Source organism: Youngiibacter fragilis 232.1 (assembly GCF_000495435.3).
GTDB classification, from domain to species: Bacteria; Bacillota; Clostridia; order Clostridiales; family Clostridiaceae; genus Youngiibacter; species Youngiibacter fragilis.
This window is the reverse complement of the sequence record NZ_AXUN02000181.1, coordinates 61,781-81,893: the sequence shown is the minus strand read 5'-3', so window position 1 is coordinate 81,893 and position 20,113 is coordinate 61,781. Positions and strand designations below refer to the sequence as shown.

Annotated in this window: 17 protein-coding genes; 2 read left to right on the top strand and 15 right to left on the bottom strand. The window is 42.7% G+C overall.

Translation table 11 applies throughout. The annotated features are described in order from the left end of the window. Positions 1–66: 66 nt before the first annotated feature. From T472_RS11345 to T472_RS11305, 9 genes are all read right to left on the bottom strand, one after another. A complete protein-coding gene (locus T472_RS11345) occupies positions 67–2,652 on the bottom strand; it encodes a phage NrS-1 polymerase family protein (protein WP_023383297.1) in 2,586 nt (861 codons plus the stop codon). Continuing rightward, positions 2,636–3,067 carry a DUF7768 domain-containing protein gene (locus T472_RS11340; protein ID WP_023383296.1) on the bottom strand — a complete coding sequence of 144 codons (432 nt, stop codon included), beginning with the start codon at positions 3,065–3,067 and terminating at the stop codon, positions 2,636–2,638. Before T472_RS11340 ends, T472_RS11345 begins: the two co-directional genes overlap by 17 nt. Beyond that, positions 3,055–3,240, bottom strand: a complete 186-nt coding sequence (locus T472_RS11335) for a hypothetical protein (RefSeq protein WP_023383295.1) — start codon at positions 3,238–3,240, stop codon at positions 3,055–3,057. The genes T472_RS11340 and T472_RS11335 overlap by 13 nt, the downstream gene beginning before the upstream one ends. Then, positions 3,237–5,159 carry a bifunctional 3'-5' exonuclease/DNA polymerase gene (locus T472_RS11330; protein WP_023383294.1) on the bottom strand — a complete coding sequence of 641 codons (1,923 nt, stop codon included), beginning with the start codon at positions 5,157–5,159 and terminating at the stop codon, positions 3,237–3,239. The genes T472_RS11335 and T472_RS11330 overlap by 4 nt, the downstream gene beginning before the upstream one ends. A gap of 53 nt (positions 5,160–5,212) precedes the next feature. Further along, positions 5,213–5,974 (bottom strand): hypothetical protein, encoded by a 762-nt coding sequence (locus T472_RS11325; RefSeq protein WP_023383293.1) that lies wholly within the window; start codon positions 5,972–5,974, stop codon positions 5,213–5,215. Between the two features lie 167 nt (positions 5,975–6,141). After that, positions 6,142–6,537, bottom strand: a complete 396-nt coding sequence (locus T472_RS11320; RefSeq protein WP_439334307.1) for a gp33 family protein — start codon at positions 6,535–6,537, stop codon at positions 6,142–6,144. Between the two features lie 27 nt (positions 6,538–6,564). Next, a complete protein-coding gene (locus T472_RS11315; protein WP_023388018.1) occupies positions 6,565–7,848 on the bottom strand; it encodes a DEAD/DEAH box helicase in 1,284 nt (427 codons plus the stop codon). A gap of 53 nt (positions 7,849–7,901) precedes the next feature. Then, positions 7,902–8,084 carry a hypothetical protein gene (locus tag T472_RS11310; protein WP_023388017.1) on the bottom strand — a complete coding sequence of 61 codons (183 nt, stop codon included), beginning with the start codon at positions 8,082–8,084 and terminating at the stop codon, positions 7,902–7,904. Between the two features lie 60 nt (positions 8,085–8,144). Next, the gene (locus tag T472_RS11305) at positions 8,145–8,372 is read right to left on the bottom strand and encodes a helix-turn-helix transcriptional regulator (protein WP_023388016.1); all 228 of its coding nucleotides are present in this window, start codon (positions 8,370–8,372) and stop codon (positions 8,145–8,147) included. A 491-nt stretch (positions 8,373–8,863) separates the two neighbouring features. Between T472_RS11305 and T472_RS11300 the strand changes: the two genes are divergently transcribed. Both T472_RS11300 and mcrC read left to right on the top strand, forming a co-directional pair. After that, positions 8,864–11,458 (top strand): DUF8426 domain-containing protein, encoded by a 2,595-nt coding sequence (locus T472_RS11300; RefSeq protein WP_341372051.1) that lies wholly within the window; start codon positions 8,864–8,866, stop codon positions 11,456–11,458. Next, complete coding sequence (gene mcrC, locus T472_RS11295) at positions 11,455–12,495, top strand: 5-methylcytosine-specific restriction endonuclease system specificity protein McrC (RefSeq protein ID WP_023388014.1); 1,041 nt, start codon at positions 11,455–11,457, stop codon at positions 12,493–12,495. The genes T472_RS11300 and mcrC overlap by 4 nt, the downstream gene beginning before the upstream one ends. Positions 12,496–13,152: 657 nt before the next feature. Here the strand turns inward: mcrC and T472_RS11290 are convergent. From T472_RS11290 to pglZ, 6 genes are all read right to left on the bottom strand, one after another. Further along, entirely contained in the window at positions 13,153–13,713 is a 561-nt protein-coding gene (locus T472_RS11290; protein WP_023388013.1) for an SLATT domain-containing protein, read from the bottom strand. Further along, the gene (locus T472_RS20340; RefSeq protein ID WP_242864799.1) at positions 13,691–13,849 is read right to left on the bottom strand and encodes a hypothetical protein; all 159 of its coding nucleotides are present in this window, start codon (positions 13,847–13,849) and stop codon (positions 13,691–13,693) included. The genes T472_RS11290 and T472_RS20340 overlap by 23 nt, the downstream gene beginning before the upstream one ends. Positions 13,850–14,094: 245 nt before the next feature. Further along, positions 14,095–14,565 (bottom strand): SMODS domain-containing nucleotidyltransferase, encoded by a 471-nt coding sequence (locus T472_RS20335; RefSeq protein WP_242864798.1) that lies wholly within the window; start codon positions 14,563–14,565, stop codon positions 14,095–14,097. 25 nt (positions 14,566–14,590) lie between these two features. Next, on the bottom strand, positions 14,591–15,412 hold the full coding sequence (locus tag T472_RS11280) for an SMODS domain-containing nucleotidyltransferase (RefSeq protein ID WP_023388012.1): 822 nt from the start codon (positions 15,410–15,412) through the stop codon (positions 14,591–14,593). A gap of 12 nt (positions 15,413–15,424) precedes the next feature. Beyond that, positions 15,425–17,500, bottom strand: coding sequence for a protease Lon-related BREX system protein BrxL (gene brxL, locus T472_RS11275; protein WP_023388011.1), 2,076 nt, complete (start codon positions 17,498–17,500; stop codon positions 15,425–15,427). Positions 17,501–17,518: 18 nt separating this feature from the next. Beyond that, positions 17,519–20,110, bottom strand: a complete 2,592-nt coding sequence (pglZ, locus tag T472_RS11270) for a BREX-1 system phosphatase PglZ type A (protein WP_023388010.1) — start codon at positions 20,108–20,110, stop codon at positions 17,519–17,521. Between the last annotated feature and the right edge of the window lie 3 nt (positions 20,111–20,113).

Sequence of the window (20,113 nt, the reverse complement as noted above, 5' to 3'; positions counted from 1 at the left end):
TTATCTTTTTCGTGTAGCTATAGATTTTTACTTACTACAAGTTACAAGTTACTGGTTTTTTAGTTATTAATTTAAGTTCAAATCTTTGTATTTCTTTGGTGTTCTAAGCATTTCAGCCTTTACAACAAATTTGTCAATATCACAGCTTGTAGCCATTTTCTCCAAATCGAAGATGTATCCCCGCTTGATTTCAGTCCCAAATCTGACTGCTCCATACGAATGGAAATAGTCTTTGCGTTTGATCTGGCGAATAAACTGAGTGTAAGGAAGTACCTCTCCTGCGACAGCATGATCTCTAACATATTTAGTAAAAAGGTCATATGTCAGCTTCAAGTCGAACCCAATCCTCTCGTAGTTCTTTATGAATGTATAGTGCACATCTGGAGTAAGCTCCATCCTGTCGAAAATCTCGAAGGTCTTGTCTACCACACTCTTGTTGTGATCATTTCCATCGAGTAAGTACTCCTTCACTGAATACACAAGATTGCCTTGAAATACTTCCGGCTCCTTGTTGAAGAGTTCCTGCAGGCTCATTCCAAATCTCTCAGCCAATTTCTCCAGGAGGAGCTCCCCACACATGAGGACTGCAGTGTTATTCCTAATTCTTGATGGAAGCCTATCTTCGAGACTTGTGAACACCTTCTGATGATGTTCCTTAAGCTCTTTCTGATCAAGCTTTAATGATTCTAGGAGCAATGTCTTTCCGAGCTTTTTAAGCAAGTTTTCACTCATTACTAATTTATTAAATGCTCTCAATCTGTCTGTACTTTTCAAGTCTGACTTTGAGAACAGGAGCTCCATTGATCTTTCCTTGATCGCTGTTTCCATTGGACTTTCCTCTCCTGCCATTACTACAGGAGCATTGAGCTTGTATAGTATTACGCTCATGTCTGGTCTTCCTCTCTGGCCAGCATGTCCATCATATGCATCTCTCAAGAAATTCATGAGTGCGTCAACTCTTGTTTTCTCAAGAGTTGATGGCTTATATTCATCCATTAGGAATGGTATCGTGTTGCTGCTGGCCGCTGTCTTAAGCAGTGTAAATCCTGTCATCTTGCCGGCTCCTGTGATGCTCTTTGATGAGAATATGGGATAGAGTACTTTTTCCATAGTGTTACTCTTACCACTACCAGCTTCACCTGTCATGATGAGATGTGGAAACTTAATTCCTGACTGTCTGAGCTTTTCCTTTACAAAACATGCTGCAGCGAAGCATAGAACTGTGACTGTCTTAGCGTGTTCGTTATACTCTAGTAGAGGCTTTGCTATCTGCTCCAGCTCCTCCTTCGTGATAACTTCACTTTCCAGAATATCACTCTCAATCTCACAGCTCTTTGCCATAGGTACTATTTCTCCAACATCATTTCCCTCGCTGTCGATGGCTCTATTCCTGTCAACGAATGCCCATCTATCGCTTACCTTGAATATCCCGATACCTCTGACACCTTGTTTAATTGGATACTTTTGCTTTGATACATGTGCCTTAATTAGTTCCAGGTCGCCTTCAGTGCCAGTATAGGATAATGATATTGTATTCTGATTAAGACACCTCTTGAAGCTTTGCAGGTTGGACATCTCAACCGTCATGAAGGTTCTTTTGTACTCTTGACCAATATCATTCTGGATGATGCATCGTAGTTGTGCTTCATCGCTATCCTGTATCAACTCCAGTGGCCGTATTACGAAGTTTGAGATGATGAAGGAGTTTCCATCAGGTCTTATCTTGACGTATGTATTTCCTCTCTCTATGATCCTCCCTCGGCTGTCCAATGCTTCGTAGACCTCTTCTGTGCTGTCACAAGCTTTTTCTAATACTTCCTCACCATATGTTCTTCCATCCACATAGTGTTTAGTTTCCCATTTCTCTCGATTAAGGCCGCTTGACTTGAAGATCCTGTCCATCTGTTCCTTATCTCGTCCGGTCCAGAAAGCAAGCTTCATTGCGAAGGCAAGGTCAGCTTCACTCTGCGATGAATACTTATCCTGCCATTTACCTTCATAGAGGAGCTTGAAATCTTCTCCGTTTGATGATGCTTGAGCTCTCTGAATAACCTCGTCGTCAGTCAGCACAGTCTTTACTGCAACTTTTCGAGGAGCCTTAGCTTTCTTCTCCTTAGCAATGAAGAATTTATGTACTTCTTCTATTCCACCTTGGCACTCTGACACCGGATCATTCTTACCAGTTATAGATTCTCCAGTTACAGTGAAGAAGCGAGCTTCCTCATACATCTCCACACCAGTCTCACTATTTTTACGTCCTTTGGGTGGCAGTACTCCTTTTGCTATGAAGTGCAACCCAGTACCTGATGGACTGATTTCGCAGTACGTAGGGAGGAGCTCCAGACACCTCTTCCCTATGTCTGAAAGCTCCCCAGTTTCTTTGATTCTACAATTGTCGATATCTATGCCTACATACCCATTCTTTGAGAACACATAACCAATGCCACTGTACTTAAACTTCTTCATAGCCTCTAGAGCCTTAGCAAAGGTTGTCCAGGTAATTGGAGCCTTGCTGCTGGCCTTCTTACCACTGAGAGGGTTATATGGCACTTTTGTAGGTTTCTCTCTTCCTGGTACTGATTCTATGTTGTAGCAGACCCAAGCCTGCTGGTTCTTTAGCTCTTGAGGAAAGTTATCATATTCTCTTATCATAAGCACCTACCTCCTCACACAGATCATTGAAGTATCTTATCTTCATGTTCTTTTGTTCTGCTCTCTCAATCTCCTTAACCATACCCGGTGAGCGTTTGTTTCCAAATACCCAGAGTTCTCTGCACTTTGACAGGAGAACTATTCCCATGAACAGGGCATCTTCTCTTTCTTCCGGTTGATCATCGTCCATAAACTGAGGGAATAGAAGATGAGGCGCTATGGGAATTACTCCTTTAGTCACAGCAAACCTGCTGTACCTTCTAGCCCTTTCAACATTGGTAGCTGTGTCACCAGCAAAGGGTGAGCAGATGTAGACTACTGGTTTGAACCTTCTTTCCTTCTCTATCTTAATCATGGCAGCATAAACTGTTGGATCTATGTAGTGTTCTGTATTGTATAGATTTACGCGTTCCATTTTATCAACTCCATGTTCATTATTCTTTCTCGCTCCAGGACCTTCCTTAAGCCTCTCAAGGCACCATCCAGGTCTCCTGCAAGTGCTTGGCCTCTTATTGTTTTGTATGTTTGCTTTGGAATACTACACTTGTAGCTCTCCAAGTCTTTTATGAATTTCTTCCGTTCAATCATTCTAGCTCCTCCATACTTCCAAACCTTTCTCCTGTGGCTCCTTCTGCGATTATTGGTACATCGAATCCCTCGAATGGCGCTGCTTCCATGCAGCCATTTATGAAGGTATACGCTTCCTTCACCTTATCCTCTGGCACCTCAAACACTAACTCATCATGTATTGTCAGAAGCGGCCTGATGTACTGCCTATCGCCTAAACCGGCAACGAACCTTGCCATCGCGAGTTTAAGAATATCCGCCGCTGTGCCCTGTATTGGCGTGTTTAAGGCGCACCTCTCCCAGTAGGACCTTACACCCCACTCTATGCTCAGGATGCCTTTAAGGCACCTTCTGCGACCAAGAGCTGTCTCGCTGTATCTTTTGTGCTTAGCCATTCTTTTAGTATCGTTCTGCCACCTGGTTAATCCTGGATAGCCTGACTTTAGGTTGTTAATTATCTTGGCACATTCTTCTTCGGTCTTTATGAGACCGGCCTTGAACTGCAGGTTACGCTGCAGACCTTTTGGGTAAAGGCCATAAAACACTCCGAAATTGGAATTTTTAGCTATGCTTCGTCTTTCCTTGTAGTCCTTATGTCCAGTGTCAACAGCCTCCTCAAATGGTATGTTGTAGATCACTGAGGTTGTCTGTGCGTGAATGTCTCCACCGTTTCTGTAGGTTTCGAGCATCTTTGCATCCCGGCAGTAGTAAGCTCCGACCCTTAGTTCAATCTGTGAGAAATCAAGGTCCAGGAACTTGTGATGTTCAGCTGCCTTAAAGAAGTTACGCACTCCAATCGGATCATTGCCCTTTCTCGGTATGTTCTGTAGGTTCGGCTTCCTGCTGGCGAATCGCCCAGTCTCAGTGCCAAGCTGGAAGAAATTAGGATGGATCCTGCCTGTGGCGTAATTAACTTGGGTTAGATATCCATCTATGTACGTTGCTTTAAGCTTTCCCCATTTTCTAAATTCCAGTACCTTATCAAAAAGGGGTACTAGCTCAGGTCTGTTGTCTTTGGACCAATCAGCTAGGAGCATTAGAGCTTCATCATCTGCCGCCTCGTTAAACTTCTCTGTGGTCTTTAATACTGGGAGCTCCAGCTCCTTGTACAGAAAATCCTTGAACTCCTTGGTACCTGCATTAAGCCCCAGGTTAACCTCTCCGATCATATCCGAGATGTCTTGCCTTAGCTGTATTAGTTTTTCCTCAGCTTCTGCCTTCTTCTCGAGCATAAGATCAATGTCCACAAGTATCCCATTGTGCTTCATGAGTCCTACAAATATTGCTGTTGGTGACTCAATCTTTTCGACTATGTATTTATGACTTGGCATGTACTTATCGAACCACTCATTGAATATATTGTAGAGCCTTAAAGTGTAGTCTGAGTCTGAACAAGCGTATCTGATGGTTTCATCGTCATCTGGATCCAGTTCATCAAAGTGCCTACCTGCTGTCACTTCAGCGAAGCTTGGCATCTCAATACCGAAAAACTCTGGCACCAGCTTCTTAAGGCCGCTCTCCTTAAGTTCTCTGAACTCTGTTTCCGTCTTAAGCGTCAGCTGACTCGCTGCTATGGTATCGTAGCAAGGCTCCTGGATCACTGTACCTTGGTTGTAATAGAACATTGTTTCGAAGGCTAAATTATGCGCAACTTTTACCCTGTTTCTGTCTGTCAGCAATTTTGCAATATAGGATTCAACATCCTGCATATTTGTTACGTTGTTTCCTCTACCGTGGCGAAGAGGTACATAAACTCCGGTTCCTTCGCTGACACTGAATGACACTCCTGTGATGCTTGATTTGTGTGGATCAAGAGCTGAAAGCTCTTCACCTCTATACTCATCATCAGCTGAAGTTTCAATGTCGAAGGAGAATACCTTATTGTCGCCTATGTAGTCCTTAATTTCATCCAGTGTCCTTACACACTTATAGTCTGTCATATGATCTCCTTATAGGAGGAGCAGGCAGTTAACCTGCTCCATTACAATTCTTCTTATCTGAATTTATCCAGGATCTCTCCGGTCTCGACGTCTACGAATGGATTCTCATTCTCATCGACTCCATCAACTTCGTAGCTGATCTTTCCGCTAAGATATCGGACATCTTCAGATACCTTAGCCACTACTTTGAGCTCCTCTGCTGTAAGCATCCTATCAACGGAAAACTGTGCCTGTGAATAAGCTATTCCTCCGCTGTTAGTGGCTTTTCTCAGAGTGAACTTAGTAACAACCATTCCTGTTTTCTGTCCCTTTCCAAAGAGCTTAAGGACGTACCTGTTGAACTCCTTTATGGATCCTGTTGGCAACGTTATGATCACAGGAAGTATGCTCCCTTCAGTGAGAAGGTATATCCTTCGCCTTTCTTTGCATGCTTTGCTGCCATTCTCGCCGCTTCCAAATTTATTGTACTGGCAAGATGAACATGCTCCCCCTGGTTCTCCTTGGCCTGTTATTCCATCAAAGCTGCCACAATCTGGTGGAAGATTTCCTCCTGAATACTTGCTCTTATAGAATGCCTGAACAGGATGGTGGTATAGTATAACTGCCTTGAATGACCTCACCGTTACAGTATCATTCGAATCATCACCAGGTATCTCAAACACTGTTGAGCCTCCTGTTGGAATCTTCACTCTCTCGAAGCTAAGATCCATCCCCGCAAGCTCCTCACTTAGATTATCTGCCAGGTCTACATCTACCAATTTAAGGAATCCCTCGCTTGATGCAGGCACCATCATTTCATTGTCTTTCTCTTTCATTACTTATGTCCTCCTCGTTATATCTAATGCTTCTAAGCACTTATTTTCTTCGTCTCTTTGTTTCTTAGCTTCTTAGCTTCTTCGTTTCTTCGTTTCTTCGTTTCTTTGTTTCTTTGTTTCTTTGCTTCTTTGTTTCTTTGCTTCTTTGTTTCTTTGCATCAGGTGCTTTACGCCTTCCTGACCCCAACTGTGGTCCTCTCGAATACGTTTACTTTACCTTCGAGCCAATTGGGTAATAAATCCTCATTTTCTAATATCTGCTCTTTGACGAAGGCAGACAGACTGTTTGCGTTGACAGTCTCAACCACAAGGGATCCATACCCTTGTTCCTTGAGGGCTTCAAAAAGCTCCTCTTTCTTCTCTCCTGCAGCGGATGCGTAGATCTTAGTGTTTAGGTAAAACAGTGTGCCACTGCGATTGAAGCTCTGTGTCTCATTGTTAATCATTAGTTCGGTTAGTCTTTGGTCTGTTTCATCGATGGTCTTGTTTAGGAATTTCAGCTCTTCCTCCACTTGCTTCTTAACACTTCTGAGTTCCTTTAGTTTGTCTGCTAGTTTGAATATCTCATTTTCTATGTTCCTCCACTCCCCTTATGTGATTATGTTCTTCCAGTTGTCCACGATTGAATGTGCGATATCCTCCTTCTTCTGGAGGGCAGTGAGTACGGTCTCGTCGATAGTTCCTTTAGCGACTAAGTGAATGTACACGCATTTGTTCTTTTGGCCGATCCTATGGATCCTAGCCTTTGCCTGAATGTAGTCTGCGTAGTTGTAGGATAGACTGTAGAAGACGCAGGTGCTTGCTGCAGTCAGAGTTATCCCCATTGACGTCGTTTGTATCTGTCCCAAAAAGACTCTACACTCAGGGTCCTCTTGGAAGCGCCGGATCTCTTCTGCCCTATCTCTTGTACTTCCGTGGATAGTAGCGTGCCCGACCATTCTGTTTTCAAAGAGCTTCTTGATCTGTTCTATCTCTGGGATGAACCTGGCCATTACTACCAGCTTCTCGCCTGATTCAAGGACGGAGTCCAGGATATCCTCCAGAGCTTCAAGCTTGGCGCTTGATACCTGCTCGTATCGCTCTGTTTCATCGTCTGCTCTGATGAACCCTCCGGTCATCTGTTGAAGCCTCAGGATCCTTGTCAGGATGTTTGTGGCTGTTACCTCACCCTTGGATAGTTCCAGGTATGAGTCCCTCACGAACTTCCTGTAGTGCTTCTGAGCTTTTGGCTCGAGAATCACAGGGTATATTTCATCTATTGTCTCTGGAAGGTCCAGAGCGTCTGCTTTTGTTACTCTGTAAGCTATTGAATGTGCCTTCTCTATGAGTTCTGGTATGTTCTTATAAGCTACTGGCTGATGGAATTTTCCAAGGACCGCATACCGGTTCTTGAAAGCGTAGAAGGAGCTTCCGAAGATGCTTTCATCCAGCATCTTGTACTGTGAGTATAGGTCCAGTGGATTCTGAGTTACTGGTGACCCTGTGAGAATCATCCTGTATCTGCATTTCCTAGCAATCCTATGGACTGCCTTGCTGGTCTTGGCACCAGGATTCTTAATCCTGGTTGACTCGTCTGCAACAATGAAGTCCGGTGACCACTTGAGAAGTTCGTCCTCAATCAGTGAGACGCTGTCGTAATTGACTACTGCGATCTGCAGGCCTTGGCTATTGATCGTCTTTAGTTGCTGCACCTTCTGAAGGCTGCTTCCAGTCAGGATTCGTAGAATGTACGGAAAATTTGAGAATTTTTCAAACTCCTCCTTCCACACTCCAACGATGGATTTCGGAGCGATGATGAGAGCTCGTTTTATTTTATTGTTCAGGTATGCTCTGCCTAAAACTGCGATTGTTGTGATTGTCTTGCCGCAGCCCATTTCATTCCATCAAAAGGGCTACGCCTTTTGATTTGGCTTCTTCTTTTGAGATCTTAACCACCTCCCTCAAATATCCCGAGAATTCTGCAGGCTAAGTTGTAGCCTATAATCTGATGAGAATATGGTTTTACTTTTAGTGGCATTGGCTGCTCCGGCTCCACCATAGAGGGTGTCGTCATCTTTTGATCTTGGCTGTATTGGACTTGAGTCTTGTAGTTAATTTTTAACTTTTTCATTGAACCCTCTTGGTATCCAATTTCTTGGATACTTGCTTTGCTATGTTTTATTGTGAAGCTTTAGGATGAATTTTGAGACTCTTCTTCTTCAGGCGAGTATGTTGGAAAAACGGCCTTAGCGGTTGTCCCAAAGTATTTCGCAATTCGACGAGCTAGATGGCTACTTGGTTGTTTCTTACTGTTTTCAAGTAAATTCATGTATTCCCTCGTTATATCTAAGTCTTTAGCTAAAGCTTTTTGACTTATCCCTCGCCGCTTGCGATGACAGACGAGAACTATATTTTTCATTTTCTCACCCCTTTCTTCATTCGAACGTATGTTCATTTTTATTATATGCCGGGAATTTACACCTGTAAACAGCTATCTATCGATTTGTAATTCTCATATTTTTGCACAAAAAATAGTGTGAACTATAGTTCACACTTTCACCTTCAAGGTTTACATAATAATTGCTAATTTCACAAAATCTGCAGAAAATGATTATTGAATTATTACTTCCACCGATTGAGAGAAGGTGTAAATAAACACTTTCTGTAAGATTTACTCACTACTCATAGGTAACATCACTCTGATGATGAGTTCTATGGGTTATTATTTAGTTCTAAATGATATACAATGGTAATAGCATAAAAATGCTCAATAACAATCCATAACGATAAGTGTTGATGGGAATCCCAGTATCACCTGATTGAAACACTCTCTGTCATGAAAATATGAATCATTGTATATCGGACGCAAACCTCACTGTAATGAGAAAGTCCTTCTATACAATAAGTTATATGACTAAACTTTTAGCATTCACCACCTGTGGAGAGGTGATCATTAAGGCAATTTATCAACAATTGCGATTAAAATATCCGGAGGAAACTATGATGAATACAAATCAATATGATTGGGTTAAATTTTACGAGGCGTTCTCTCATCTGCTCTTAGCATACAAGAGCAATCGCCAGGAGCTCATTGAAAAGGTAAAGCGTATGTACAGCGATACCAGCATTAGTCTACCAACTCTGGAAAAAGATAACCAGATTGTTGACATAGATCCATTCACTGTATTTGGGCTATTCAATAAGAGCTCTATGAAGGAAACAAACCGAGTGAAAATCATCTCTGCATTAGCAGAGATATTCGAAGTTCAGGCTGCAGTTCCCACGTCCTTTGATAGTATTCCTGTGCTAAACAACCAAAATGCCACATTCTACAGCTTTGTAGGAGAGAGAGCAGAGCGCGATATTGACGAACTATGGGAACTGTTTGAATCAGCTTTAAAGTATGCTGATAATCCTTCAGCAGAAGCCCGGGAGGTTCTCTCAAAGTACTTTGACCTTGCCATCAATAAAAAAGGCAATGGCAACAGCAAAATCACGATGGGTCTTTATTGGATAGCTCCTAATTCTTTTCTCAATCTTGACCAACGTAACACATGGTATATTTATGAATCAGGAAAAATTCCTTCGACTGTCGTTTCATCTCTGCCTGCCATTGAAGCCAAGATTCTGTCCAAGAAGTATTTTGACATTATCGAAAAGCTCCGAAGCTACCTTAGCAGCAGTGAGAGTAGATTGAAGGACTTTAAAGAACTATCTTTTGAAGCATGGCAATATTCTGAGGTAGTGAATCAGGAAAAGAAATCCGAAAAAACTAAGGTTTCGAACGCAGCGTTTTTAAAATGGTTTAAACCACTTATTCAAGCATTACGTGATCTTGATGGCTCAGCATCACCTCAAGATACCAGAAAGAAAATCATCGAGAATGAAAAACTTACAGAAGAAGAAATAAGCGAAACCAGAGGCAAAAGTAACGTTAATAGGTTTGAAAACGAAGTAGCGTTTGCTCGAAATTATCTTGTATATGGAGGTTATATAGATAATTCAACCTATGGAAAATGGACATTGACTGACGATGGTCGGAAAGTTGATATGACAGAAAGTCTAGCCTCAGAAATATTCAAGAAAGGTGTGAAGACTACTCGTGACGATAAAGGGGCAGGTCTCGCAGACGAAGATGTGGATACTGTTCATTACTGGATTTACTCACCTGGCAATGGCGCATATAAGTGGGATGATTTCTATCGGCAAAGCGTGATAGGACTTGGCTGGCATGAAATTGGGGATTTGACACAATACGCCAATAAAGACGATATGAAGGTTGCCTTGAAAGAGAAACGTGACCCATCTCACTCGTACAAAAATGCAACTCATGCAACTTGGCAATTCGTACATGAAATGAAGCCAGGCGATATTGTTTTTGTTAAGAAGGGCATGTATCAGCTTATTGGTCGAGGTGTAGTTAAATCGGATTACTTCTTTGATACATCCATAGATTCCGACTATCCTAATCTACGAAGGATGGATTGGACTGATAATTGCTTAGAACAGCCAAAGGAACATCCAGGTCAGTCAGTAATGAAAGCTTTAACGGATATTACTTCCTATACAGATTATGTTGAGAAATTATGCGCTTTATTTGAAAAGGATGAAGATACAGATGACGACAAGATATCTGAGGTTTCTTATCCGCTTTATGACTCGGATAAGTTTCTTGAAGAAGTGTACATGGATAAGGATAGCTATACTACTCTTGTCGGTCTAATTCGAACAAAGAAAAACGTTATACTTCAGGGTGCTCCTGGTGTCGGTAAAACATATGCCGCCAAGCGTTTGGCCTATTCCATGATGGGTGCCAAAGATCAGGAACGTTTAATGATGATCCAGTTTCACCAAAGTTATAGTTATGAAGATTTTATCGAAGGTTTTCGTCCTTCCTCTTCCGGTCAAGGATTTGAAATAAAGAAGGGCTCCTTCTATAACTTTTGCAAAAAGGCCGCTGATGACCTTGAGCATGAATATTTTTTTATCATTGATGAGATTAACAGAGGAAACTTGAGCAAAATCTTTGGTGAGCTTTTTATGCTTATCGAGAATGACAAACGCGGAAATGCGTTGCAACTCCTTTATTCCGATGAGAAGTTCTCAGTTCCTAAAAATGTTTATATTATTGGTATGATGAACACAGCGGATAGAAGTTTAGCTATGCTTGATTATGCACTACGCAGACGTTTTGCTTTCTATGAAATGCGACCTGGATTTGAATCGGATCGTTTCAGAGCATACCGTATGAGACTGTCGAGTGTTAAATTCGACAACCTTATCAACTGTGTTGAAAATCTGAATGGAGTCATTGCCGCAGATGAATCCCTTGGTGAGAGCTTCTGCATAGGTCACAGCTACTTCTGTGAGCTCAACGAAATTACACATTCTGTGCTCACAAATATCGTTGAGTATGAGCTCATCCCGCTATTAAAGGAGTACTGGTTTGACGAGCCTCTGAAGATTAAAGACTGGGCTAATAATTTAATGAGCGCAATTAAGTGATACCTATACAGAATGTTTACCATATGCTATCATATGCATTCAAAGTGCTGAATGAGCAGGGTTATAAAAATATATCCACAGAACATTTTAGCAATGTTGCAGAGTTATGCGCAGCCATTCTTTCAAAAGGTATTTCAGTTCAACTCAAGAGAGGGTTAATACGAGAATACATACCTGAAACGGACGCATTGTCTGCACTTCGAGGAAAGATTGATATATCAGAATCAATAAAAGCTCGGACTATATTGAAAAAGCAGATGGTTTGTGTGTATGACGATTTTTCAGTGAATTATTATATGAATCGCGTTATCAAGACAACTGTTGAACTTCTACTGCATTCGGATATTTCCAAAGCACGAAAAAAGGAAATGCGTAAACTACTTGTCTTCTTCGATGAGGTTGAAACGCTAGATGTTCATAATATAAATTGGGGATTTCAGTACAATCGGAGCAATCAGACTTACCAAATGCTTATTTCAATTTGTTACCTGGTTGTGAAGGGCTTACTTCAGACTAATTCCGCTGGTAATAGTAAGTTGATGGATTTCATTGATGAACAGCACATGAACCGATTATACGAGAAATTCATTCTGGAATATTTCAGGAGAGAACATCCAAAAATAATGGCAAATGCATCTCAGATTCCATGGCAGTTAGATGATGATATGAATGATATGCTTCCGGTTATGAAGACAGATATCATGCTTTCGAAAGATGAGAAGACACTGATAATCGATGCAAAATATTACTCCTATACGATGCAGACTCAGTATGATGTGCAAACACTTCATTCAGGAAATCTGTATCAGATATTTACTTATGTAAAGAATAAAGAAAGTCAGCTCAGTAACCAGCCACACGAGGTATCTGGTATGCTTTTATATGCTAAGACCGATGAAGCCACACTACCAAATAACACATATCGCATGAGTGGCAATATAATAAGCGTCCGGACTCTGGATTTGGATTGTAATTTTGAGCAAATTGCTGCACAGCTTGACGCTATAGCATTAGCGTATTTTGGAGCTGGCTCCTAACCTTTTTAATTCTTCACACTTTATAATTATTTATTGACTTACAATTTTGCAGGGCAATTAGTTTCTTAACTAACCTCATACTCCCGATAACACAAAAAGGGGCATCCATCATCCGCATCAAAACGATGCTGATCCACGGAAACCCTTTTTTCAAACTTCTTTAATTATACTTTTGCGGAGGTCTTCTTGCTGTAGCAAAATTAGTAGGAACATAGATCCACTATTGCTACAGCACTCTTATTAGCTCCATTTTAGATAATTAGCATATAGGAATATCCTTTCTCTCTGCTAGTATATCCATCAATTTACGGTTAGACAAGCATAGCTAGTCTACGCAAAAATTTCGCGCCTCTTACAACTACTGTCTCAACATGGCTCAAACCGCTCGTATTGATGTCTGGAGTGTGTTTTTGCATTTTTTCGTAGGGGTAAATACGCCGATACACCCTTTTTGATTTTCCTCGTTCAAGGGAATACGTCGAACGAGTTTTTAGGGATATTTCCGTTCGAGGGGATATATCAATACTAATTGGATAAGTGGTCGTTTTATATTTTTCGCGTTTTGGTGTCTTATAATGTAAATCATTAACATTCCCTAAAGCCCATAAACGTCTAATTATGAAGGCATGCAGATATCTTGTGTTTCATCGCTTGCATTCATTTCCCCATTCGAAGATGTGCTGGAAGCATTTTATCAATCTCCTCCGGGGTAAAGAACTGCTCCTCTTCAGTTTTAAGGGCTTTCTGTGCGTCAGAATAACTCTTCGCGTCGGTTTTAGGCGATTTATTATACACCTCGAAAGTGAGTTTTTGCAGTTCATCCCGTTTTGCGATTATGTCATCCTCGGAAAGAACATCAAAGTCAGTAAGCAAAGAGATGTACTGTTCCCGGATTAACCATAAATTGTCCGAAGCAATTCTATGTTGTTTCGACTCTTCAATGAGATTAAAGTCCTTGAAATAAAGATTCAGAAATAGCAAGACTGTTGAAAAAATGCCACCTATGCATGTCATAACTAACTGATTAGTAATCAATGACCCCAAAAAGCCGCCAGTCGATATTGCCGACAGCAAAATCTGGGCATACTTGATATACCGATTGTTTTTATCCAACCGGTTCATCTTCTTTAAATGCGTCGTGTAAGTGTAGACTATACGCCCGTAAGCCTCTCGAATTTGCGTCCCTAGAGCCTCTTTATGTGGGGAACTTGTTTCCATAAATTTCCCTCCATTTTGATTTTGCTGTTGTCGGAAAGTCGGATTCTTCTTCAATTGCCGCTACAGCAGTATTGTATGCAATTTTAGCCTTATACACAAAAGACCCGCTGTGAAAAATATATCGATTGCTTCCCATCGCTTGCCATGTCGTTTGCTGTGTGTCTTGTTCACTCAGATATTTAAAAAAGTCACGACTCATCCAGTCATAATAAATAAGTGACTTGTCCCGTTCTTTTCAAGACGAAATAAATCGGTGAGCAAGAATGTCTATCAGTATCCCGCTTATATCAACACTGCATTTATTTTTCCAAACCCGCATCATCCTGCATAGTGTTTAAGATTCCCATTGCACTTATCGTTCATTTCTTTGATCGCGTTAATTTAAGCTTTCGGATCTGTTGTTTTCCAACTACCACCGTTATTGGAGTTCGGATAGGTGTAGCTGCCGTCTTTATTTATGAAGGTCGGCAACACTTCAATGTTTATTCCATCTTGAAACGGAAGACTGATAATCTGGCCGTCGCCTTTTAAATTCGTAACGCTATAGGTCTTAGCCAGCACTTTCTTCACTTCTTGAAGTAACGCAGACTGTCCATTACCGGAGTACTTATTGAATTTTTCGTATGTAGCATATGGCAGCTGCATGAGCATGTCAATATCGCTTGTATAAATTTCTGTGTGACGTCCATAAGAACCGATGTACAAGCTATGAGCCGTATCAGAGGACGTGCCATAATAATCAAGGTTTATTCGCTTAGTGATTTGGTAATAACGAGCTCTGATTGTAGACACATCATCACTGCTAATACGGATATTGTCACAGAATGCACTAAACCAATCTCCTACAGACATTTTTCTCCCTCGCTTCTCTTTTAAATCAATCAGCTATGTAGCTAACCACTTTTTTAAGACATTCTATACTTGAAGCAGTATCAACGGTCTGATTGCTTCCCGGTGCTGAAATCATTAATGGTAGCCAGTACGACGAATTTTGATTCAAATAGTCGGAAAGCACCCTTTCGTAGTCACCTTGAGCGGCTGATGACGAGCCACCTTCCCGTGTCCATTGCCAATTTCCCATCGCAGCGTAAACAAAGCTGTCAATCACGATTCCAGAGAGATGGTAGCTGCTAAAATGATTATCTCTCACCCTGCGAAAATGTTTGCAGGTATCAAAGAGCAAACCGTTACTGCTGTTATTCTTTATTATCATTGCATTTTGTTCTGCTTTCGGATTTGTTGATTTCCAGTTGCCGCCCATATTCGTGTCGGGATAAGTGTATGTAGGATCACTTTGTCCCCAATAGCTCACACTTTGAAAAGCAGGCAAGACCTCAAATCTAACGCCGTCACTGAAATTAATTTTAACTACTTGACCATCTGCTCTGACGTCACTTCTGGGGTAAGCGGTTTGTATAGCACTACGGACAGCCTGTAATAGGCGTGATTGACCGTTGCCTTTCACGATGTCATAGCGGTCATATTCGCTTTTCGGCAGTTCGACTAGAACATCAATATCACTCGTGTCTATTGCTGTTCCTCTACCAAATGAACCGACAAGCATACTGTGACTTGTATCACTCTGTAAGTTCCAGAATTCTCTATTGATGGAACGTGTCACAGTTTCGTAGCGTGTTTTCACTGTGCTAATTATTTCTCGTGATATGACCTCTCCGTGCTTAGTAACAGAATAACTCATGCTTGCCCTCCCTTATTCCACACCCAAAGCTTTAAACACAGCTTCCTGCGGTGTACTATAAAATATCAAACTAAACGCGCCGATGAGGTCTGATGGAACCGTTCCAAGTTCAGCAGCAGACGTTATAGGTATCAGCACCTTCTTCGCACCGGCATCAAGGCAGACTTGTAAGACACTCGCCAGCTCATCGACTTTGAGGATTGTTCCGCTGATGCTGATTTCGCCCAGAACCGCGAGGCTTGATAGCGTCGGTTTGTTTAAAGCGCAGGAGGCAAGCGCAATAACAGACGGCAATGTAAGGTATTTCGTCATTCCAATGCCGTTCAGATCTTGGTAGTTGATAATGTAATCTTTCGTCGTTGTGCTGATTTGACCACTAATCTGGTTACCGCTCGCCTTCAAATAGTTGAACGCTGTGTTTGTAGCTTCTTTTGCATCACGATCAGATCCAAGCCCTGTACGCTCAAATTTGCCGTTGCCGGGAATCATCTGCGTTTCGAGACGATAGACGCCTATCATTCCGGTCTTGCCCTGAGAGATGGTATAGATATTGCCAGGGTTCGTCAGCCCTTCAGGTATTATTTTGCCGCCACCTTGCTCCGGCACTGAGACATAATGTTCCTCAAAGGTTTCATTGTCAATGTAAGAGAAGTTCACATCATAGAACTCCATCCCGCCGATTTTCTTTAGCTGTTCCTTAACACGGCGGCGCATTTCGAGTGCAAATGTCAGTATTTCCTTCACATCATCTTTTGTAAACTCGCCGTTGGGATAAAGCAGCTTAGTGAAGCCTGACACCATCTTGCGGACAGCAATAACATCTCGTTGGTTCAGGTTGCTTCCAAAGCGGAAGTACTTGTCGCACACGTCACCGAAAGGCTCTTTTCGCATCTGCCGCATAAACTCCGCGAGGTAATCAGTAATGAAACCATAGTCGTTGGTGAATGATTCAGGGCGATATTTCGGGATCTCCCAACCTGGCACATAGCAGTGCATACGATCGAGGAATGCCGTGTCATAAGCCATCGCTTCTGGGAATGGATCAAACAGATGTGAGGTTTTGAGCAGCACATCTACACTCTGATTGATATTACCCACAAATGCCATTGAAGCGGATGCTGCCTTTTCCTCTTTACCTCTGGCAAAAGATCCGGAAGCCATATAGTCCTTCATGATCTGAACGCCATCTTTATCCTTAAAAGTTATGCCTGCCACTTCGTCGAAAGCCACACAATCCCAAAGGCCGACAAGCCCGACTTGCTTGCTCGCCATATTATAGAAGAGGTTAGCAACCGTAGTCTGCCCACCAGACACAAGTATGGAGTTCGGTGAGATCTCCTTATAAAGGTGTGACTTGCCGGTGCTGCGGGGTCCAAGTTCGCATAAGTTAAAGTTGTTTTCAATCAGTGGGAGCATACGGGCGAGTTGCAGCCACTTCTCGCGATTGGTGAAGCGGTCTGCTTCCATCCCTGTTGAACGAAGCAAGACTGTAATCCATTCGTCCTTTGTAAAGGCACGACGACCGTTCTTAATTTCATCCATGTCGATGTGCGGCATCTGAATCGGCGTCAACTTCACAATGCGAATTGGTGTGGATTTTTTATCTTCCTCTATATACTCGTATTCAAGTCCGATAATACACCAAATACCACCGCAGAGTAGGCGGTCGTACTTTGATACATAGTCTGAAGATATAGGAATGTTCCGAACGCCAAGGTTTGAAAAATCAGCTTCATAGCGGTCGAGTTTAATATTCAAGCTGACCGTTATGCGGTCAATGACTGTGTAGCTGCCGCGTTCACGTAAGCCGGAAAGAACCTTTTGTGCTTCGTCAGGTCGCACGAAATTCTCTGAAAGAATTCGTTTAACGTTTGCGACGCCGCTTTCGATAATTTGAGGGTCGTCGGAAGAGCAATACTGTCCAAGCAAAAACTCCAAGACATAGACAGGCACATTTGCGCCCTCTTTGATAGCTTTGGTCAGGTCTTTGCGGACAATCTTTCCGTCAAAATGTTCACGCAGTTTTCGATCGATGGCCTCGTTTGCATCTTCTGTTTCCGGCGTATACCCAGTTGATTCTAAATCCATTGCAGAATCCTCCTTGTTTTACAGATCAAAGCCGAAATCATCGGCAAACGCAATGTCAATGCGGAACTCCACCTCTTCTGGTGCGTCAGTATCGTTTGCAATAACAAGGCGGTATAATTTATTTTTGTTGTACTGCGCCTGCTTCAGCGTAAATCTTACGCGGAATACTCGGTCAGAGGCGTTATTGCTTATTCTATCAGCAATAACTATCTGGAAGTCGCTAACAGGTGCGCCAACCTCGTCGGTAAAATACAGGGTGTAATTGCACGGCTGAACCTTATCACCAACCGGCTGCTTTTGCAGGAAGTCGAGTGAAAACATCAGGTTTGACACCTTACGGCTTTCAGAGATGAGTGAAAGTCCCGGATTCTGTACCTCGACATACTTCTTGTAGCCTGTTCGCATACCCTTATAGACGATGACCGGAACAACCATCTCCTGCATACTAATGCCACCATGGACATAGTTCTCGCCGCCGCCCTGTACTTTGATACGGACTGTATTCTGTGAAGCATAACCTTTCATTGGCTCGCCGCCGATAGTCCGTTCTGTTTTGATAGGCAATAGATAGTCAGCATTCGTATCAGGTGACACGAGAGCATAACGTCTACCGAGCTCCAATATATCGCCGTTAAAGGTCTGCTTGCTGATTTTCTGGCTTTCTTCAAGGGGCTTGTAGGTGTATAGGAAGCCGTGGTCAGCGGTGATAAAGATATTCACTCCACTCAGATCGTTTACGATAATTTTGACGATGGCGGTCAATTCGTCAATTGCATCGTTGCAAGCCTCGAACACTTTCGTTTCGGTGGCAGCTTTATCACCAATAGCGTCAATCGTATTGTGGTAGATATATATAATCTCCTTGCCTGCAACCAAGTCACGCCGTTCTTGTTTTTTCATTTGAAGCAGATCTTTATAGGTAACCGCTACGCTCTCAGGGTTAGCGGCATTCAGTATAGTGCCGCGCTGAGCAGTGCTGACGGTAGGATTGCCATCTATAAATACGTCGATCTTTTTGTTTGCCGATACCTCTTTACCTGGCAGTAGAGCTGCCATCCCAAATTTCGTGATGCTTGGGAACACAGCTTGCACCGCTTCAAGTGACGCCGTACCCTTGGTTGCATGGCTCAGGGTTTCGGATAGTTCGGCGGCAACCTCGTAGCGCAGAGCATCCGAAATTACTACGAACACACGGTTTCCCTTACTTACGTTCGGTGAAACATATCGGTTATAGAATCTTCGCTGTTCATTTATCTCAGAAACATAGCCAAGCGACTCCAAATCGCTCTCTATGGCTTTTGTCCAAGTAAAAGTGAGTTGCTTCAGGAACCACTCACGGTATAAACCCTCGACTACATCGGAACACTTCTTCAAAGCATCTTCCAAGAGAGCATTCGGACTTTTCAGGGTATTGCCGAAGCAGAAGTGGAAATGCCTATAATGGCTGTCCATCTCATAGGCATCGGTTGTATATAGTTTCCAGACTTTCACAGGCTCAACGATGTGGAAGCCATCGATATGTAGGAGGTAAAACTCTTGCATTTTTGCGATGTAATACAAACTTTCGAGGTAATCCTCGGTCAGGGCATACCAAGCAGCGGTGCGTCGGTTTTCTACAGCACCAATGATGTCCTCAACTTTTATGACGTTCTCAGAAATCTCTTTAAAATAACGCTTGAGTATGCTTTCGTTGATAGCTGGGAACGTATCGCTCTTTAGAAGAATACTTATTTCCGTCTTGTCAAAGCGGTCGCCAAGGCGCAATTCACGCTCTACATAATGACAAATCTCTTCCAAGTCACCACTGCCGTCGCCGCGTTGCCATTCATGAACAAGCTGATAGCAGTATGCCTTGTTAGAATCGGACGCAAACCGCTCCAAGCCTCGCAGGGCAGAAGTTGGCATTGTCTGCGACAGAGCGGTAATAAGGATATGTGCTGCAAGTTCGGAAAGCGGCCGGTCATCGCTATTCTGATAGCCTGTGTGCTTGTGAACTAACTGCCAGAATGCTTCGATGTTGCCAAACTTCTCAATATTAATTAGTGCATCATTACTTTCTTTTTCCAAGCCTGCCGACAGAACAGCGATGATAACATCCTGTGCCGAACCACCATTTATTCCGCACAGCACCGACATAATGTCAATGTGCAGCTGCAGTGGTGTCTGGTAAGTATGCCCGATTCTTTTCAGCTTTGCCTTGCGGTCTTTGTTGTCGAGGAATTTGGAGTACAGTTTCATGGTCTTGCGCATTGCCGATGACGGCTCGACGAGTAACTCCTCCATTTGGAGCGACACAAGGTCAGCGCGAAAATCCTCGCAATAAAGCTTGATGTCCAGCAGCCAGTCATCGTGCTGGTCTTTCTCGTAGGACAGCGGGTCGTAGATAAGGTAGTCGCCCGTCAAATCATCGGCCGATAGTAGTTTTTTAACGGCGAAGTTGTTTGACCCGGTAAGTTTAACGACTCTCACTCCGGACAGATCGAGTTCGTCAACTCCATCTGAAAATTCGCCGTCCTCGTCGTGCCAGAAGACGATTCGGCGTTTATGAAATTCAGTCAGCGGCGCGGCGAACCGTTCCGCGAGCCTTAGTTTTATCGTTTCTGACAGCATAGT

What these genes read in the sequence shown, in the direction of transcription:
- T472_RS11305 (WP_023388016.1), bottom strand. Translation starts at nt 8,372, where the DNA reads ATGAAAAATATAGTTCTCGTCTGTCATCGCAAGCGGCGAGGGATAAGT.
- brxL (WP_023388011.1), bottom strand. Translation starts at nt 17,500, where the DNA reads ATGGATTTAGAATCAACTGGGTATACGCCGGAAACAGAAGATGCAAAC.
- T472_RS11340 (WP_023383296.1), bottom strand. Translation starts at nt 3,067, where the DNA reads ATGGAACGCGTAAATCTATACAATACAGAACACTACATAGATCCAACA.
- T472_RS11280 (WP_023388012.1), bottom strand. Translation starts at nt 15,412, where the DNA reads ATGAGTTATTCTGTTACTAAGCACGGAGAGGTCATATCACGAGAAATA.
- T472_RS11290 (WP_023388013.1), bottom strand. Translation starts at nt 13,713, where the DNA reads ATGGAAACAAGTTCCCCACATAAAGAGGCTCTAGGGACGCAAATTCGA.
- T472_RS11345 (WP_023383297.1), bottom strand. Translation starts at nt 2,652, where the DNA reads ATGATAAGAGAATATGATAACTTTCCTCAAGAGCTAAAGAACCAGCAG.
- pglZ (WP_023388010.1), bottom strand. Translation starts at nt 20,110, where the DNA reads ATGCTGTCAGAAACGATAAAACTAAGGCTCGCGGAACGGTTCGCCGCG.
- T472_RS11310 (WP_023388017.1), bottom strand. Translation starts at nt 8,084, where the DNA reads ATGAAAAAGTTAAAAATTAACTACAAGACTCAAGTCCAATACAGCCAA.
- T472_RS20340 (WP_242864799.1), bottom strand. Translation starts at nt 13,849, where the DNA reads ATGGGAAGCAATCGATATATTTTTCACAGCGGGTCTTTTGTGTATAAG.
- T472_RS11330 (WP_023383294.1), bottom strand. Translation starts at nt 5,159, where the DNA reads ATGACAGACTATAAGTGTGTAAGGACACTGGATGAAATTAAGGACTAC.
- T472_RS11300 (WP_341372051.1), top strand. Translation starts at nt 8,864, where the DNA reads ATGACTAAACTTTTAGCATTCACCACCTGTGGAGAGGTGATCATTAAG.
- T472_RS20335 (WP_242864798.1), bottom strand. Translation starts at nt 14,565, where the DNA reads ATGTCTGTAGGAGATTGGTTTAGTGCATTCTGTGACAATATCCGTATT.
- T472_RS11335 (WP_023383295.1), bottom strand. Translation starts at nt 3,240, where the DNA reads ATGATTGAACGGAAGAAATTCATAAAAGACTTGGAGAGCTACAAGTGT.
- T472_RS11325 (WP_023383293.1), bottom strand. Translation starts at nt 5,974, where the DNA reads ATGAAAGAGAAAGACAATGAAATGATGGTGCCTGCATCAAGCGAGGGA.
- T472_RS11315 (WP_023388018.1), bottom strand. Translation starts at nt 7,848, where the DNA reads ATGGGCTGCGGCAAGACAATCACAACAATCGCAGTTTTAGGCAGAGCA.